At 33.6% G+C, this 292-nt stretch carries 1 protein-coding gene; it reads right to left on the minus strand.

The features are described 5' to 3' along the window. Window positions 1-292 (minus strand): type ISP restriction/modification enzyme (locus BN338_RS12505; protein ID WP_039762483.1); only part of this gene is annotated, 292 nt, incomplete at both ends.

The raw sequence follows: 292 nt of genomic DNA on the forward strand, positions 1-292 counted from the left end.
ATAAATATAGCGTGGAAAACATTGACCTTTATCTAATGCATCATGGTTAGGCAAAGTATTAGTCATCAGTACAGAAAAACCACTTCTTGCCCCTATGGTAGAAACTTGTATTACTTGATTTTTAACCGCTTGTCCTATCGGGAATATACGAGGCATTTGATAAACCCCATCGTTAAAGATGCGATTGTAATAAATCCACTGTTTTGTAAAAGGACGATAAAGACTTTGAGTAAGACCGTAACATTCAAACTTAAAGAGTTTTTCTTTTACCAATTCTTGTTTAAGATTATGA

This window comes from Bartonella queenslandensis AUST/NH15 (genome assembly GCF_000312585.1).
Classification (GTDB): Bacteria; Pseudomonadota; Alphaproteobacteria; order Rhizobiales; family Rhizobiaceae; genus Bartonella; species Bartonella queenslandensis_A.